A 15,633-nucleotide genomic window follows, 5' to 3' on the forward strand; every position below is an offset into this window, starting at 1 on the left:
TTATGCTCAATCAAGAACTGGAACTCAGTCTCAACATGGCTTTCGCCAGGGCGCGTGAGCACAGACACGAGTTTATGACCGTGGAGCACCTGTTGCTGGCGTTGCTGAGCAACCCTGCCGCGCGAGAAGCGCTTGAGGCATGTACGGTGGATCTGGCCGCGTTGCGCCAGGAGCTGGAAGCCTTCATCGAACAAACCACACCGACGCTGCCCGCCGGCGAAGAAGAGCGCGACACTCAGCCGACGCTCAGCTTCCAGCGCGTGTTGCAGCGCGCGGTCTTCCATGTGCAATCTTCCGGCCGCAGTGAAGTGTCCGGCGCCAACGTGTTGGTGGCCATCTTCAGCGAGCAGGAGTCGCAGGCGGCCTATCTGCTGCGCAAGCACGACGTCAGCCGTCTCGACGTGGTGAACTTCATTTCACATGGCACGCGTAAAGACGAGCCGGGCCAAGCGCCGAATGCGGAAAACCCGGTGAACGAAGAGCAGTCCGGAGGGGAAGACCGTATGGAAAACTTCACCACCAACCTCAATCAGTTGGCCCGTGTGGGCGGCATCGATCCGTTGATCGGCCGCGATCGTGAGCTGGAGCGCGCGATTCAGGTGCTGTGCCGTCGTCGTAAAAACAACCCGCTGTTGGTCGGCGAATCCGGCGTGGGCAAGACCGCCATCGCCGAAGGCCTGGCCTGGCGTATCGTGCAGGGCGACGTGCCGGAAGTGATGGCGGACTGCACGCTGTATTCGCTGGATATCGGTTCACTGCTGGCCGGCACCAAATACCGCGGCGACTTCGAGAAACGCTTCAAGGCGCTGCTCAAGCAGCTGGAACAGGATCAGAACAGCATCCTGTTCATCGATGAAATTCACACCATCATCGGCGCCGGTGCGGCTTCCGGTGGGCAAGTGGATGCCGCCAACCTGATCAAACCGCTGCTGTCGAGCGGCAAGATCCGGGTGATCGGCTCGACCACCTACCAGGAGTTCAGCAACATCTTCGAAAAGGATCGCGCTTTGGCGCGCCGTTTCCAGAAGATCGATATCACCGAACCGACGGCGGAAGAGACCGTTCAGATCATCAACGGCCTGAAGACCAAATATGAAGCGCATCACGACGTGCGTTATACCGCCAAGGCGATCCGCGCCGCGGTGGAGCTGTCGGTGAAATACATCAACGATCGTCATCTGCCGGACAAAGCGATCGACGTGATCGACGAGGCGGGCGCCCGCAGCCGACTGATGCCGGCCAGCAAGCGCAAGAAAACCGTCAACGTGGCCGATATCGAATCCGTGGTGGCGCGCATCGCTCGTATCCCGGAGAAAACCGTGTCGGCCAGCGATCGCGACGTGCTGAGAAACCTGGGCGATCGTTTGAAGATGCTGGTATTCGGCCAGGATCAGGCGATCGAAGCGCTGACGGAAGCCATCAAGATGAGCCGCGCCGGTCTGGGCCACGAGCGCAAGCCGGTCGGTTCCTTCCTGTTCGCCGGGCCGACCGGGGTCGGGAAAACCGAGGTCACCGTACAGTTGGCCAAGGCGATGGATATCGAGCTGCTGCGTTTCGACATGTCCGAGTACATGGAGCGGCATACCGTCAGCCGTCTGATCGGCGCGCCTCCGGGCTATGTCGGTTACGATCAGGGCGGGCTGCTGACCGATGCGGTGATCAAGCATCCGCATGCGGTAGTGCTGCTCGATGAGATCGAGAAGGCGCACCCGGACGTGTTCAACCTGCTGCTGCAGGTGATGGACAACGGCACGCTGACCGACAACAACGGCCGCAAGGCGGACTTCCGCAATGTGATCCTGGTGATGACCACCAACGCCGGGGTGCGGGAAACCGAACGCAAATCGATCGGTCTGGTGCAGCAGGACAACAGCACCGACGCGATGGAAGAGATCAAGAAGGTGTTTACGCCAGAGTTCCGCAACCGTCTGGACAACATCATCTGGTTCAACCATCTGTCTACCGAGGTGATCCAGCAGGTGGTCGACAAGTTTATCGTCGAACTGCAGGCGCAGCTGGATGCGAAGGGCGTCTCGCTGGAAGTGAGCGACGAAGCACGCGACTGGCTGTCGGTGAAGGGCTACGACCGTGCGATGGGCGCTCGTCCGATGGCGCGCGTCATGCAGGAAAACCTGAAGAAACCGTTGGCCAACGAGCTGCTGTTCGGTTCGCTGGTGGACGGCGGTTCCGTGAAGGTCGAGCTGGACAAGGACAAGAAACAGCTGACCTACCACTTCCTCAGTGCCGCCAAGCGCAAGGCGGACGAGGGTGCGGTGCATTAAGGCCGCTTCAGGCAAAGAAAAAGCGATGCTTCGGCATCGCTTTTTTTTATGGGTGAGATTCACCGTACAACAGAAACGAGTGAGCCCTCTCAGTTTACCTGCGCACCTGCAACCCGTTGTGTAACGTCGCTGCGGGGGTAAACGGAAAGGGCTCCCGAGGGATTACATCCTCGATGCCGCCAGCATGTGGCGCGCGGTGAGCCGATTAACGGCTACGGAAGACAATGCGGCCTTTGCTCAGGTCGTACGGGGTCAGCTCTACAGTGACTTTGTCGCCCGTCAGGATGCGGATATAGTTTTTACGCATTTTACCGGAGATGTGTGCGGTTACCACGTGCCCGTTTTCCAATTCAACGCGGAACATGGTGTTCGGCAGCGTATCAAGAACGGTGCCCTGCATTTCAATATTGTCTTCTTTGGCCATCGAATCCTCTAGGTCTAACTACCTTAGTTTTTAACCGGCAAGATAATGCCGAAAAACCCCCATTATGTAAAGATGTGTCGGTGAACATTGCACCGTTTCCATCAATTAGTTTACTGGAGAGGGCGGTTCAACCGGCTGTGGGGATATGACTTGCGGCGCCCAGCACGCCGACGTCAAAGGCCGTCGTTGAAGGGTGCTGAGCTGCTGCAAAAATTGACGGCGCGGAATTTCACGCGCGCCAAGGCGGGCAGTGTGAGCGTTCAGCACCTGGCAGTCAATCAATTCCCCGCCATAAGCGGCAAAATGGCGGCAAAAGGCCATCAATGCGCATTTTGAGGCGTTGGTGACGCGGCTGAACATCGATTCGCCGCAGAACAACGCGCCCTGCGCCACGCCGTACATGCCGCCGACCAGTTGATCATCCTGCCATACTTCCACCGAGTGTGCGTAGCCGAGGCGATGCAGATGCTGATAGGCACGCTGTACCTCCGGGCCGATCCAGGTGCCTTCATCCGGCCGGTGGGCGCAGGCGGCGATCACCGCGGCGAAATCGTGATTGAGCGTGATGCGAAACGGATCGTGGCGCAAAAAGCGTTTCAGACTGCGGTTGAGATGAAACTCGGCAGGGAACAACACCGCACGCGGATCGGGTGACCACCACAGAATCGCTTCCCCCGGCGAGTACCAGGGGAAGATGCCGCGCTCGTAGGCTGCCAACAGTCGCGGCGCCGTGAGGTCGCCTCCGATCGCCAGCAGGCCGTTGGGATCGCGCAGGGCGCCCTCAGGCGAGGGAAACGCCAGCGACTGGGGGGAAAGCTTAACGATGCGCATACAGGGTCTCTGCGTCCTCTACGGGCCGATTACGGCGCCAGGTTGCTGATACGGTTGCGAAAGCGTGCATAGCGGCCCTGCTGGCGCATCAGGGTGGCGTGATCGCCCTGTTCGACAATTTGGCCGTCATCCATTACGCAAATGCGGTCGAGATGTTCCAGGCCGTACAAACGGTGCGTCACCAGGATCAGCGTCTTGCCCTGACAATGCCGGCGCAGCAGCGCCAGGATCTGCTGTTCGGTTTCGGCGTCCAGCCCTTCGGTCGGTTCGTCAAGCAGCAGCAGCGGGGCCGGATGCAGCAGCGCGCGGGCGATACCCAGTCGGCGCTGTTCGCCGCCGGACAGCTGCCGGCCGCCTTCGCCCAACCAGGCGTTCAGCCCGCCGTCGCTGTCCAGCAATTTGCCCAGCCCAACCTGCTGCAGTACGTCACTCAGGCGAGCGTCGTCGGCATTCGGTGCGGCCAACCGCAGGTTTTCCCGCAGCGTATCGCTGAAGATATGCACTCGCTGGCTGACGACCGTGGTCATCCGACGCAGCGTGGTTTCATCATAATCCTCCAGCGGTTCGCCGTTGAGCAGAATTTTGCCGCCGTCGGTGCGCCAGGCGCGGGTCAGCAGCTGCAGCAGGGTGGACTTGCCGCAGCCGGTGCGGCCGAGCAAGGCGATGTGTTCGCCGGCCGCGACCTCGAGCGTGACGTCGCGCAGCACCGGCTGCGGCTGATTGGGATAGGTGAAACTCAGCTGCTGCAGGCTGAGCTGAGCGCGATCGGCCGCGGCCGGGCCGACGGCAGGGAAGGTGACCTCCGGCTGACGATCGATGATCTGTTTGACCCGCGTGGCGGAGGCGATCACCTGGCCGAGGTGCTGGAAGGCACCGGCGACCGGCATCAGCGCTTCGAACGACGCCAGTGCGGCGAAGACAAACAGCGCGATCAGGGCTCCGGGCTGGGTATCGCCGCCGATGCCGGCGGCGGTCAGCCACAGCAGCAGCGTCACCGTCAGACCGCTGGCGAGGATCATCAGCGCCTGCGCCTTGCCGCTCAGCGAGGCCTGCTGCCACTGGCGGCGTTGCCACAGCAGTTCGGTGGCGTTCAGCGTCTGGCGGAAGTCGTTGACGGCGCCGAACACCACCAGCTCCGCCTGCCCCTGCAGCCAGGCGGTCAGGTCGGTACGGTATTGGCCGCGCAGCGCGGTGAGTTGGCCGCCGATCGGTTTGCCGGCGCGGTAGAACACCGGCGGCACCAGCAGCAACAGCAGCAACAGAATGCCGCCCAACGTCAGGGCGAGCGCAGGATCCAGCCAGCTCAGGCCGTAGGTGACCACCAGGATCACCACCGCCGCGCTGATCAGCGGCGAGATCACCCGCAGATAAAGGTGATCCAGCGTGTCCACGTCCGCCACCAGGCGGTTGAGCAGGTCGGCCTGGCGAAAGCGAGCGATGCCGCCCGGCGCCAGCGGCAGGATCTTGCTGAAGGTGAACACTCGCAAGTGCGACAGCACGCGGAAGGTGGCGTCGTGGCTGACCACGCGCTCGGCGTAGCGCCCGGCGGTGCGGAAGATCGCCGCGCCGCGCACGCCGGCGGCCGGCAGCATGTAGTTGAAGGTCAGCAGGCCCGCCAATCCGGCCAGCGAAGAGGCGGCCAGGAACCAGCCGGAAAGCGCCAGCAGGCCGATGCTGGCCAGCAGGGTGACGATCGCCAAAAGGATGCCCAGGCTAATCAGCAGGCTATGGCGGCGATACAACGCCAAAAACGGCAGCAAAACGCGCATGATTAAAGCTCCCCGCGGCGATGGGCGATCAGAGTGGCGAACAGGCCCGGCTGGGCGCTGAGGGTGGCGTAATCGCCCTGTTGCACGATGCGCCCGTTATCCATCACCCAGATCTGATCGTAGTCTTCGGTGTCTTCCAACTGGTGCGTGACCAGTAGGGTGGTTTGCTGATGCGAAGCGGCATTCAACGCCTGCATCACCCGTTGTTCGCTGTGGGCATCGAGACTGGCGGCCGGTTCATCCAGCAGCAGCAAGCGGCGCGGGCCGATCAGCGCCCGGGCGACCGCCACGCGCTGCGCCTGGCCGACCGACAGGCGGGCGGCGTTGTCGCCCACTTCGGTGTCGAGCCCCTGCGGCAGATAAGGGAGCAGTTCGCTGACGTAGGCGAGTTCCACCGCCTGCTGCAGCTGCGCTTCGTCGGCCTGCGGGCAGCCCAGCAGGATATTGGCGCGCAAGGTTTGCGCCGGCAGGTGTGGGTTCTGACCGACCCAGCTCAGCTGTTGCCTCCAGTTTTCTGCGGACAGTTCACGCAGTTCGATGCCGTTGACGGTCAACGAGCCGCGGTAGGGCAGGAAGCCGAGCAGCAGATTGAGCAGCGAGCTTTTGCCGGCGCCGCTCAGCCCGACCAGCGCTACGCGCTGCTGCGGTTGCAGGGTGAAACTCAGCGGCCCGGCCAGCAGTACGCCGTTCGGCGACAGGATTTCCAATGCGTTCGCCTGCAGCGTCAGCGGTTGATCGGCGGGCAGTTGCCGCGTGCCGTTGCCCATCTGCTCGCCTTCGGCGCTAAGGAAGGTTTCCAGCGCTTCCGCCGCGCCGACCGCCTGCGCTTTAGCATGGTAGAAGGTGCCGAGATCGCGCAGCGGTTGGAAAAACTCCGGCGCCAGAATCAGCACCAGAAAACCGGAAAACAGCGTTACGCCGAGGCCGTAGCTGCCGAAGTTGAGTTCTCCGAGGTAAGAAAAGCCGAAGTACACCGCCACCACGGCGATGGAAATCGAAGCGAAGAACTCCAGCACGCCGGAAGAGAGGAAGGCCATACGCAGCACTTCCATGGTGCGGCTGCGGAAGTCTTCGGAGGATTTGGCGATCTGCGCCGTTTCGGCCTGCGCGCGGTCGAACAACCGCAGGGTGTCCAGGCCGCGCAGGCGGTCGAGGAAGTTGCCGCTCAATCGCGCCAGCGCCACGAAGTTGCGGCGGTTGGCGTCGGCGGCTCCCATGCCGACCAGCGCCATGAACAGCGGGATCAGCGGCGCGGTCGCCAGCAAAATGATGCCTGCGGCCCAATTGATCGGGAAGACGGCGATCAGGATCAGCAGCGGGATGAAGACTGCCAGATACATCTGCGGCAGATAGCGCGAGTAATAGTCCTGCATATCCTCGATCTGCTCGACGATGATGCTGGCCCAACTGCCCGCCGGTTTGCCCTGGATCCAGGCCGGGCCGAGCTGCTGCAGTTTATCCAGCACCTGCTGGCGCATGCGCTGACGGATCACCTGGCCACACAGGAAACCGACCCGTTCCCGCAGCCAGCTCAACAGCGCCCGCAATGCGAACGCGACGGCCAGCCAGATAAACGAAGGGATCAGCTGTTCGCGCGGGGTATGTTCGATGATCAGGGCGTGCAGCAGGCTGGCCAACAGCCACGCCTGCGCCACGATCAGCAGGCCGCTGAACAGCCCCAACAGCATGGAAAGGCGCAGCCAACGCTGCGCCAACGAACTCTGGGTTTTAAGCCAACGGGTTAACTGTTGCTGTCTGTTTTTTTTCATCAGATATGCGTCTGCGTCGCCGGTGCCCGTTTGTTACAGGCTGGGTTAACGTACTGTTAAATAATAGTGTTTGGCGCAATCGGCGACAAACAAGCGAGGTCCCATGTTACCTCGTCACCCGGCAGACTGAAAATAATAAAGCGGCCAAATGTGGCTATAACAGACGCGTTACCGACTATTTGACTTGCTCACTCGTGGCCTCGGCTTCCAGAGCGGCGCGCACCGACGCTCGCTCTGCGATCCGCGTCACATAATGCTGGAGCGGTGGCCACTCGCTCAGCGAAATCTCGAAGCGCGCCATCCAGCGCAACACGGTAAACAGATAAGCGTCAGCGACGCTGAAATACGTTCCCAATAGGTAAGTTTGTTGTGCCAACGCTTGCGCGAGATAACCCAATCGCCGTCTCAACTTGTCGCGCAGCAACGCCTTGGCATCTTCGGGCAGGGCATCATTGAACAAGGGGGCGGCACCGGCATGGATCTCGCTGGTGATGAAATTAAGCCATTCCTGCAGCCTTACCCGCTCAAAGGCCGTCGGTGGCGGTGCCAGCCGGCTCTCTGGGCGCTGGTCGGCGAGGTATTGAACGATGGCGGGGCCTTCGGTGATCACGTTGCCGTCGTCCAGCTGCAGGGCGGCGACGTAACCTTTTGGGTTGATGCGATAGAAATCCTCACCGTCGGCGCAGCGCTTGCTGCGATTGTTTACCCTGACCAGGGTGAAAGGGATCGCTAATTCCCGCAGGACGATATGTGGGGCCAGCGAGCAGGCATCGGGAGCAAAATACAGCTTCATGCTATTTCCTTGTGGGTCAATGAGAACGCTTGCCACAGCATGCCGACGCGGATGTCGGCGGGAAAATGGAAATTTCAGAAAGCCGCTATTAGCTCAGCGACTGGCCAGGGTTTGCCCCTGTTCGCGCAGATAATTCAGCAGGGTTTGGACGGGCGGTAGGGCCGCCGCCTCGGATGAGCAGGCCAGGCCGAAACGACGATAAACCGGCGCAACGAGCGGTAGAGCGCAAACTCCGAGCGCATCGGGCGGGATCACCGACGCGGGCATCAGCGCAACGCCCGTGCCTTCTCTGACCAGCGTCAACGCCGTTTGCCAATCGCTGACGGTGGCGCGGATATCGGCCAGTGCCAGGCCCGACTGCTGCGCCAAACTTTGCGCATTCACATCACATCCGCCGGTCGCCAGGATGAAAGGCAGCCGGAACAGGGCATCCAGCGCCACCGGCCGCCGCGCTCGCGCCAGCGGGTGCGCGCTGGGCACGACCGCTAACCAGGTGTCTTCCCCCAAAGGGAAACACAGCCGCTCCGGTGCCGGATTGAGCACCACGCCGATGTCTGCCGTTGCCGATGTTAACCAGCTCTCCACTTCGTGGTCGGTGCCCTCGAGCGTAATCAGCTCAATGTCGGGATACAGACGGCGAAACTTGCGCAGCAGCGGCGGCAACAGCTTGCTAAATGCCGACGGGAAACTGGCCAGGCGTATTTTGCCCGCGTGCGCGTTACCGGCTTGCTGCGCGCATTGTTGAATGGCCCGCAGTCCTTCCAACATCGTGCGGGCATGGGCGACGATCTGCAGGCCGCTTTGGGTCAGGACGACATTGTGTGGCTGGCGCACCAAAAGCCGGGTGCTCAGCATCGTCTCCAGTTGAGCGATGGCCTGGCTGGCGGCAGACTGCGTCATGCCGCAGAGCGCCGCAGCCTGAGTGATGGTGCCGTTGTCGGCGACGGCAACCAGCAAGCGCCAGTGAAGAAGATTATGCATCGGCGTGCATCCTCCTGGGGCTGAAGACAAAAAAAGCGGCTCGAGAGCCGCTTTTTGCTGATGAAGAGAACGTCTTAGCAGACTTCTGCGCCGGCGATGCCGTCCAGGTAACGCTCTGCGTCCAGCGCCGCCATACAGCCGGTGCCGGCGGAGGTGATTGCCTGACGGTAGATGTGATCCATCACGTCGCCAGCGGCGAAGACGCCGGGGATGGTGGTTTGGGTCGCATTGCCGTGAATGCCGGACTGCACCTTGATGTAGCCGTTTTCCAGCTCCAGCTGGCCGCCGAAGATGCCGGTGTTCGGGCTGTGGCCGATGGCGATGAACACGCCGGCCAGTTCCAGTTCACGGGTTTCGTTTTCCGCTTTGGTGCTGCGGATACGCACGCCGGTCACGCCCATTTCATCGCCCAGCACTTCGTCCAGCGTATGGTCGGTGTGCAGCACGATGTTGCCGCTTTTCACTTTTTCCATCAGCCGGTCGATCAGGATCTTCTCTGAACGGAAGCTGTCGCGGCGGTGGATCAGGTGAACCTCGGCGGCGATGTTGGACAGGTACAGCGCTTCTTCAACGGCAGTGTTGCCGCCGCCGACCACGGCGACTTTCTGGTTACGGTAGAAGAAACCGTCGCAGGTCGCACAGGCGGAAACACCTTTGCCCTTGAAGGCGTCTTCGGAAGGCAGGCCAAGGTAGCGGGCGGAGGCACCGGTCGCAATGATCAGCGCGTCGCAGCTGTATTCGCCGCTGTCGCCGAACAGGCGAAACGGGCGCTGCTGCAGATCGACGCTGTTGATATGATCGAAGACGATCTCAGTCTGGAACTTCTCCGCGTGTTCGCGCATGCGCTCCATCAGCGCCGGACCGGTCAGGCCTTCGGCGTCGCCCGGCCAGTTTTCCACTTCGGTAGTGGTGGTCAGCTGGCCGCCTTGCTCCAGACCGGTGATCAGCACCGGGCTCAGGTTGGCGCGCGCCGCGTAGACGGCGGCGGTGTAACCGGCCGGGCCGGAGCCCAGAATCAGTAATTTGCTATGTTTAGCCGTGCCCATGAATAACCTCTTTATTCCACAATGGCGGACAATGAAGCCGATTGTAGGGAAAATGGCGCAGTAAAAAAAGCGCCGGGCGACGTTGTTAACGATTTGTATGATAGTTGTCGCCTATTAATGCACCCGCTGTCGGCAAATCGTACGCCGAACGCAGAAATTTACCTTATCAAAGCTGCATTCGGCCGCTGAATCGCCAACCGCGCAAAAACGGCGCATTCTGTGACATCGGCCACTCCCTGCCGGGGTTTATCTGCCAGCGATTCATAACCATAAATGGGATGCAGACTTTTCGTGACGGTACGTTGTTCTGATTTTGCTTCTTTTACTTTGACAATCCGCTGCGCATTTGCGAAAACATCATAGGAAGAAGAAATTATCCCCGTAACACCAGAAAATCGTACGTAATTTGCGCCGCGAAGCGGCAATGCGCGGTGGATGTGCGGAGCAGGGCGCGCAAGCGTTTGCTGATTTTTTCTCGACCTAAACGTCGTTACCGGCGTTGCGCGGGGTTGGACAGACAGGCTGCGCGGCGTGGAATGATGGTAGTGAAGAAGCATATGACAGGCATCGGGTCTTCGCTTGGAACGAACCCTTACACATTGACGTTGGCTAGGGTGTGGCAAGTGCACGGAAGAAAATAAGAGAGACAATAATAATGGCAGACAACAAGAAACGCCCGGGTAAAGATCTTGACCGTATCGACCGCAACATCCTGAATGAGCTGCAGAAGGATGGGCGTATTTCGAACGTCGAGCTTTCGAAGCGCGTGGGGCTATCCCCGACACCATGTTTAGAACGCGTGCGCCGTCTCGAGCGCCAGGGTTTCATTCATGGCTATACCGCATTGCTTAACCCGCATTATCTGGATGCGTCCCTGCTGGTTTTCGTGGAGATCACGCTGAACCGCGGCGCGCCGGATGTGTTTGAGCAATTCAACTCGGCAGTGCAGAAGCTTGAAGAGATTCAGGAGTGTCATCTGGTTTCCGGTGATTTCGACTACCTGTTGAAAACCCGCGTACCGGACATGTCGGCTTACCGTAAACTGCTGGGCGAAACTTTGCTGCGTTTGCCGGGGGTCAACGACACCCGTACCTACGTAGTGATGGAAGAAGTGAAACAGAGTAACCGTCTGGTTATCAAAACACGGTAAGGTGCAGGTGCAAAACCTGATTAAATTGGTTACACTCCTGTTTATTCATACAGTTTCGGCGCCGGGGAAGCTTCTCGGCGCTGTTGCTATGTCAGCTAACAGGAACCTGGAGAGCCTTTCTTGAGCCAGGAATATACAGAAGATAAAGAAGTTACCCTGAGAAGACTCAGCAGTGGCCGGCGTTTGCTGGAGGCTGCGCTTATCGTGGTAGCGATTTTTGCCGTTTACCTCATGGCTGCGCTGGTCAGTTTCAATCCGTCTGACCCCAGCTGGTCGCAGACCGCGTGGCATGAGCCGATTCACAATTTGGGCGGCGGTGTTGGGGCCTGGTTGGCCGACACGCTGTTCTTCACCTTCGGGGTGCTCGCCTACGCGATACCGCCGATCATGTTGATCTTGTGCTGGGCAGCCTATCGCCAACGCGGCAACAAAGATTATGTCGACTATTTTGCGCTCTCGCTGCGCCTGATCGGTACTTTGGCGTTAGTGCTCACCTCCTGCGGGTTGGCGGCGCTGAACGTTGACGATCTCTATTACTTCGCTTCCGGCGGCGTGATCGGCAGCCTGCTGAGCAACGCCATGTTGCCGTGGTTCAACGGCATCGGCGCCACGCTGGCGCTGCTGTGTGTGTGGGCGGCGGGGCTGACGCTGTTTACCGGCTGGTCCTGGCTGGTGATCGCCGAGAAGATCGGCGGGGCGGTGTTGGGCGTCGCGACGGTGATGACCAATCGCTCGCGTCGCGAAGAACGCTATTTAGAGGATGACGAGCGTTACGTTGACGACGAGTCTGAACAGACCGGGAAGGGCGCCGCAGCCGCAGTTGCCGCGACCGCCGCCGGAGCCGCGGCCGCCGATGACGACGTGCTGTTCTCCGCGCCTTCGGTTACAGAGAGCGCCAAAGCGGCGGAAGACGCCGCCGATCCGTTGCTTAGCGGCCTGCGAGCCGACGATGGCGAGGTTGAAGCCGACGCCGCGCCAATCGCGCCGGCGGCTTCGCCTGCACCGGTGGTGACGGCAGAGATCCACGAGCCCGTTGCTGCACCGATCGCCACGCAGGCGCCGTCGGTAACGGTGGCGCCTGCCGTGCCGGCCTCGGTCAATCAGCACCCGGTGAGCGCCCCGGCGCAAGACGCCACGCCGCCGCTGTATTCCTTCGAAATCCCGGAAGAAACGCCTGCGCCGAAGATGACGCGCCCTGTCGATCCTTATCAGGATGACAATGAGCCGCGTCTCGGCAACTGGCAAGAGCCGGCCCCGCAGTCGGCAGCGCGTTCTCCCTTTGATTTTACTGACGCGCAGCGCGACAGCGTCGACATCGGTGGTTCGGACGGTTTCAGCGCCACTGGCGCCAAGCCGCAGTTGGATATGGCGGCAGCCGCTGCTGCGGGCGCCGCGGCGGCGACCTTTATGCCGGCCTTCACGGCGACCAGCGACGGCAATTCGCAGGTTAAACAGGGTATCGGCCCTGAGTTGCCGCGGCCGAATCCGGTGCGTATTCCTACCCGTCGTGAACTGGCTTCCTACGGTATCAAGCTGCCTTCGCAGCGTGCTGCCGAGCAGGAACAGCGTCAGGCGGAGCCTCAACAGCCGACGGCGGTGAATCCGCAGGAAGAAGAGGCGCTGCAAGAAGCCGCGCTGCGCCAGGCGTTCGCCACGCAGCAAAGCCAGCGCTATGGCGAAAGCTACGAGCCGGAGCAGGATGATGAAAATGCTCAGCAGGAAGCCGAGTTGAGCAAGGCGTTCGCCGAACAACAGAACCAACGTTACGGTGAAGTCGAACAGGACGATGAAGAGGCGCGGCAAGAGGCTGCGCTGCGTCAGGCATTCGCCGAGCAGCAGCAGGCGCGTTATGGCCAGCAAGAGACCGCCCCGCAGGCGCCGGCCGCCAGCCCGGTCGATACCCGCAATGCTTTCAGCTTCTCGCCGATGGCGGATCTGGTGGACGATGGCCCGAGTGAGCCGATGTTCACGCTGTCCCCGCAGCTTGAAGAGCGCATTGAACAGCAAAGCGAGCAAGAGGACGACGTGCCGTTCGGCCAGTTTGAGCCTGCGGCGCCGGCTGCTCAACCTCATCAATACCAGCAGCCGCAGCAGCAGCCTTATCAGCAGCCGCAACAACAACAGTATCAACAGCCGTCACAGCAGCAATATCAGCAGCCACAGCAACCGGTGCAGCAGCAGCCTCAGCAAGCTCCGGCCGAGCCGCACCCGGCGATGGACAGCTTGATTCACCCGTTCCTGATGCGCAACGATCAGCCGCTGCAGAAGCCGACCACGCCGCTGCCGACGCTGGATCTGCTGACCGAAGCGCCGAAAGAGGTGGAGCCGGTCGACTCCTTCGCGCTGGAACAGAAAGCGCGCCTGGTGGAGGCCAGTTTGGCCGATTACCGCGTAAAAGCCGACGTGGTGGACATCCTGCCGGGGCCGGTCATCACCCGCTTCGAGCTGGATCTGGCGCCGGGTGTCAAAGCGGCGCGCATTTCCAACCTGTCGCGCGATCTGGCGCGCTCGCTGTCGACTTCGGCGGTGCGCGTGGTGGAAGTGATCCCCGGTAAGCCTTATGTCGGTCTGGAGCTGCCGAACGCCAAGCGGCAAACGGTGTATCTGCGCGAAGTGCTGGATTGTCCGGCCTTCCGCGACAACCCGTCGCCGCTGTCCATCGTATTGGGTAAAGACATCTCCGGCGAACCGGTGGTGGCCGATCTGGGCAAAATGCCACACTTGCTGGTCGCTGGTACTACCGGCTCCGGTAAATCGGTCGGGGTCAACGCCATGATCCTGAGCATCCTGTATAAGGCCACGCCGAAAGAAGTGCGCTTTATCATGATCGACCCGAAAATGCTGGAGCTGTCGGTTTACGAAGGTATTCCGCACCTGTTGACCGATGTGGTCACCGACATGAAAGACGCCGCCAACGCGCTGCGCTGGTGCGTGGGTGAGATGGAACGCCGCTACAAGCTGATGTCTGCCTTGGGCGTGCGTAACCTGGCCGGCTACAACGAGCGCGTCGATCAGGCCGAAGCGATGGGTCGCCCGATCCCGGATCCGTTCTGGAAACCGACCGACAGCATGGACATCACGCCGCCGGTGTTGGAGAAAGAGCCGTACATCGTGGTGATGGTCGACGAATTCGCCGATCTGATTATGACGGTCGGCAAGAAGGTCGAAGAGTTGATCGCTCGCCTGGCGCAGAAAGCGCGTGCGGCGGGTATCCATCTGGTGCTGGCGACCCAGCGTCCTTCGGTGGATGTGATCACCGGCCTGATCAAGGCCAACATCCCGACGCGTATCGCCTTTACCGTGTCGAGCAAGATCGACTCCCGCACCATCCTCGATCAGGGGGGCGCCGAGTCCTTGCTGGGTATGGGTGACATGCTCTATCTGGCGCCGAACTCCTCGATCCCGGTGCGCGTACATGGCGCATTCGTGCGCGATCAGGAAGTGCACGCGGTGGTCAAGGATTGGAAAGCGCGTGAGCGGCCCCAATATAAAGAGGGCATTCTCAGCGGTGGCGAAGATGGCGAGGGCGGTGCCGGCGGCGGGATAGACGGCGACGAAGAGCTGGATCCGTTGTTTGACCAGGCGGTGGATTTCGTGGTGGATAAACGCCGCGCCTCCATCTCCGGCGTACAGCGCCAGTTCCGCATCGGCTATAACCGCGCCGCGCGCATCATCGAACAGATGGAGGCGCAGGGCATCGTCAGCGAACAGGGGCACAACGGCAACCGCGAGGTGCTGGCGCCGCCGCGGCACGATTGATGGTCGTTTAGCCATTGCAATTCAATAAGAAAGGGCCGCTTAAGCGGCCCTTGTGCAAAGAAGCGTAAACCCGTTTCTTCTCGGAACATTGGCCTACCGGCCGATTGCCGGCTTCAGGTAAAGTAACGGAGTAAAGGGTTGATTGACCCGCATGGCGTCGCCCTGCGGTTAACGCATTTCATAAGGTATCTGGAATAATGAAAAAACTGTTAGTTGCCTGCTGTCTGCTTTCGGGATTCGCTTCTACCTCCGTGCTGGCCGATGCCGTACAGGATCTGCAAAGTCGCCTGGCGAAGGTGAACAGTTTCCACGCCAGCTTCTCGCAAACCGTGACCAGCGCCGAAGGCGCCGCGGTGCAACAGGGCGAAGGTGAGCTGTGGGTGAAGCGGCCGAACCTGTTCAACTGGCACATGACGTCACCCGATGAGAGCGTGCTGGTTTCCGATGGCCAGACCCTGTGGTTCTACAACCCGTTCGTCGAGCAGGTGACGGCGACCTGGCTGAAGAACGCCACCGGCAATACGCCGTTTATGCTGATCACCCGCAATAACGCCAGCGACTGGAAGCAGTACAACGTGAAGCAAAAGGGCGATGATTTCGAGCTGACGCCGAAGTCCGCCAGCGGCAACCTGAAGCAGTTCGCCATCAGCGTGACCAACAGCGGTACCATTCGCAGCTTTGCCGCGGTGGAGCAGGATGGCCAGCGTAGTGCTTATACGCTGAAAAGCCAGCAGAACGTCGCCGCCGATCCGGCCAAATTCAAATTTACCCCGCCGAAGGGGGTGACGCTGGACGACCAGCGCCAGTGAGGTGCAAGTGAGTAATAATC

12 protein-coding genes are annotated in these 15,633 nt (G+C 60.9%); 4 read left to right on the plus strand and 8 right to left on the minus strand.

Going from position 1 to position 15,633, the window contains the following annotated elements; all coding sequences use genetic code 11:
• Positions 1–2: 2 nt before the first annotated feature.
• A complete protein-coding gene (clpA, locus tag ACJ8J5_RS09885) occupies positions 3–2,282 on the plus strand; it encodes an ATP-dependent Clp protease ATP-binding subunit ClpA (protein WP_025302261.1) in 2,280 nt (759 codons plus the stop codon).
• Positions 2,283–2,487: 205 nt separating this feature from the next.
• Here clpA and infA read toward each other — a convergent pair whose 3' ends face one another.
• The 8 genes from infA to ACJ8J5_RS09925 form a co-directional block, all read right to left on the minus strand.
• Positions 2,488–2,706 (minus strand): translation initiation factor IF-1, encoded by a 219-nt coding sequence (infA, locus tag ACJ8J5_RS09890; RefSeq protein WP_002211347.1) that lies wholly within the window; start codon positions 2,704–2,706, stop codon positions 2,488–2,490.
• A 105-nt stretch (positions 2,707–2,811) separates the two neighbouring features.
• Positions 2,812–3,537, minus strand: coding sequence for a leucyl/phenylalanyl-tRNA--protein transferase (gene aat / locus ACJ8J5_RS09895; RefSeq protein ID WP_127146696.1), 726 nt, complete (start codon positions 3,535–3,537; stop codon positions 2,812–2,814).
• 29 nt (positions 3,538–3,566) lie between these two features.
• Positions 3,567–5,306: a heme ABC transporter ATP-binding protein/permease CydC gene (gene cydC / locus ACJ8J5_RS09900; RefSeq protein WP_414104591.1), complete on the minus strand. Its 1,740-nt coding sequence runs from the start codon at positions 5,304–5,306 to the stop codon at positions 3,567–3,569.
• 2 nt (positions 5,307–5,308) lie between these two features.
• Positions 5,309–7,075 carry a heme ABC transporter permease/ATP-binding protein CydD gene (gene cydD, locus ACJ8J5_RS09905; RefSeq protein ID WP_173889534.1) on the minus strand — a complete coding sequence of 589 codons (1,767 nt, stop codon included), beginning with the start codon at positions 7,073–7,075 and terminating at the stop codon, positions 5,309–5,311.
• A gap of 175 nt (positions 7,076–7,250) precedes the next feature.
• Entirely contained in the window at positions 7,251–7,868 is a 618-nt protein-coding gene (gene gstA / locus ACJ8J5_RS09910; RefSeq protein WP_049204244.1) for a glutathione transferase GstA, read from the minus strand.
• Between the two features lie 93 nt (positions 7,869–7,961).
• Positions 7,962–8,849, minus strand: a complete 888-nt coding sequence (locus ACJ8J5_RS09915) for a LysR family transcriptional regulator (RefSeq protein WP_414104592.1) — start codon at positions 8,847–8,849, stop codon at positions 7,962–7,964.
• 74 nt (positions 8,850–8,923) lie between these two features.
• Complete coding sequence (gene trxB, locus ACJ8J5_RS09920) at positions 8,924–9,895, minus strand: thioredoxin-disulfide reductase (RefSeq protein WP_049204246.1); 972 nt, start codon at positions 9,893–9,895, stop codon at positions 8,924–8,926.
• A gap of 158 nt (positions 9,896–10,053) precedes the next feature.
• Positions 10,054–10,452 (minus strand): hypothetical protein, encoded by a 399-nt coding sequence (locus ACJ8J5_RS09925; protein ID WP_414104593.1) that lies wholly within the window; start codon positions 10,450–10,452, stop codon positions 10,054–10,056.
• A gap of 98 nt (positions 10,453–10,550) precedes the next feature.
• Here ACJ8J5_RS09925 and lrp point away from each other — a divergent pair, with 98 nt between their 5' ends.
• The 3 genes from lrp to lolA all read left to right on the plus strand — a co-directional run bounded on the left by lrp (position 10,551) and on the right by lolA (position 15,613).
• Positions 10,551–11,045 (plus strand): leucine-responsive transcriptional regulator Lrp, encoded by a 495-nt coding sequence (lrp, locus tag ACJ8J5_RS09930; protein ID WP_004928318.1) that lies wholly within the window; start codon positions 10,551–10,553, stop codon positions 11,043–11,045.
• A 120-nt stretch (positions 11,046–11,165) separates the two neighbouring features.
• Positions 11,166–14,804 carry a DNA translocase FtsK 4TM domain-containing protein gene (locus ACJ8J5_RS09935; protein ID WP_414104594.1) on the plus strand — a complete coding sequence of 1,213 codons (3,639 nt, stop codon included), beginning with the start codon at positions 11,166–11,168 and terminating at the stop codon, positions 14,802–14,804.
• A gap of 197 nt (positions 14,805–15,001) precedes the next feature.
• On the plus strand, positions 15,002–15,613 hold the full coding sequence (lolA, locus tag ACJ8J5_RS09940) for an outer membrane lipoprotein chaperone LolA (protein ID WP_414104595.1): 612 nt from the start codon (positions 15,002–15,004) through the stop codon (positions 15,611–15,613).
• Positions 15,614–15,633: the final 20 nt, after the last annotated feature.

The organism is Serratia sp. CY43202 (genome assembly GCF_052168755.1).
In the GTDB taxonomy this organism is placed as follows: Bacteria; Pseudomonadota; Gammaproteobacteria; order Enterobacterales; family Enterobacteriaceae; genus Serratia; species Serratia bockelmannii.